1 protein-coding gene is annotated in these 1,544 nt (G+C 48.1%); it reads right to left on the bottom strand.

Annotated elements, in window-relative coordinates; genetic code table 11:
• Window positions 1–40: 40 nt before the first annotated feature.
• Window positions 41–1,486, bottom strand: coding sequence for an IS66 family transposase (locus tag F6K49_RS47835; RefSeq protein WP_293084187.1), 1,446 nt, complete (start codon window positions 1,484–1,486; stop codon window positions 41–43).
• Between the last annotated feature and the right edge of the window lie 58 nt (window positions 1,487–1,544).

Here is a 1,544-nt window from a genome sequence, read left to right as displayed (position 1 = left end):
CGTAAGCATTCAGGTGTAGAGATTGACAAAGTCACCCCACTCACTTCAAAAGCGGAATCAGAGACAATTCGTGAGAACGCTGCCTGACTGCTAAGGACACAGCCTGACTCAGGAACTTTATGGTATTACGCCCTTGAGCACGACAAGACTGAATCACACTTAATAATGTTGCTGAACGCTCAAACCCATTCCAGGAGCGAGACCCCCCTGCGACTTTACGCTTAGTCACTGCCAAACGCAAAGAGCGCTCTGCCCGATTATTATCGGGTGGGACTTGTGGGTAGTCTAGGAAATACCACCATTGCTCGGACTTGTGCCTCAAAGACTTGAGCAACAACCCCGCAGCATGACCAGCTCTTGAACTCCAGCTCTCAATTGCTTCAGTTACTCGCCCCTTGAAAGACTCAGCCCAAGAAGCATAAACTGATGCCTCACCAGTCTCACGCCACTGACGGTGTTGGGCAAAGGCTTCATCAATCAACTCAATAAAGGCTTGACCCAAGCCTTGTTGGTGAGGCTGTTTCAGACGAGCGACTTGCTGAAAATGTCGTCGTAGATGAGCCAGACACTTTTGTTGAGCTGCAACTTTATAACCGTTGTAGACGCTAAAATCGTCGGAACTGAGGACTCCTGCAAAACTCTGACCAAGTAGATATTCAAGTTCGGCTCTTGAACGAGTGTCCCCGGCATGAAACAAACTATATCCGTATCCTGAAAGCACCCACATCCATTCTTTCACCCCATTGACCAACCATGGAGACTCGTCAACGTGGACATGAGTTTGATTCTTGACCCACTCTTTTAATTCACTCACATGTGGAGTAACGGCAGAGGCGACTCGCCGGGTGGTGGCTTCTAAAGTTCCTAAACTTACCTCGATGTTCCCAAACTCTTGCAACCATTCCTGTTGCTTTTGATAAGACAAATGACCGTAGTGTCCCAACCAAACCAGCATTGCCTGCAAGTTAGCTGACAAGTCTTGTCCTGCAATGACATTCTCGGGTAACTCTCCCCCAACCAGAGTCCCACAGTGATTACATATCCGTCGCCTCTGCTGGTACTCTACAATTTCGATCGGATGCTCTACCAGTTGAGCCACCACATAGCTTCGGGTTGAGCAATCCCTACTTTCCCACTGATTTCCCTGACAGATCGGACAACTTTGAGGTTCGACTACTACATATCGGTCAACCCGCCCAAATCCTTTTCGGGTTTTCCCTTTGTGTCCTGGTTGTCCTCCTGGTTTTCGTTTCTGCGAATCTGATTCCTTCGACGGTTTTTTTTCTGACCTTCTGATTAAATCACTTGATGGGGGTTTTGATGAAGTCTGGCTGTCTTTGTTCAACAGACTTTTGAGGCGTTCCACCTCCCCAATCAGTTGTTCAATCACTTGTTGCTGTTGCAGCACCAGCTCCACCAGAACTGATTGGGGCAGCAGTTCCAGAGCTTCAAAGCTATTTGGGATAGCTGGCGGTTTGATTTCCATGGTTCTACACTACTACTCATCCTTCCCTTTTTGTCAACCCCATCACCTGAATGCTTAC

This window comes from Moorena sp. SIO3I6 (genome assembly GCF_010672095.1).
Note: the sequence above shows the minus strand (reverse complement) of the source record. Positions and strands in the feature narration are given on the sequence as shown.

What these genes read in the sequence shown, in the direction of transcription:
- F6K49_RS47835 (WP_293084187.1), bottom strand. Translation starts at nt 1,486, where the DNA reads ATGGAAATCAAACCGCCAGCTATCCCAAATAGCTTTGAAGCTCTGGAA.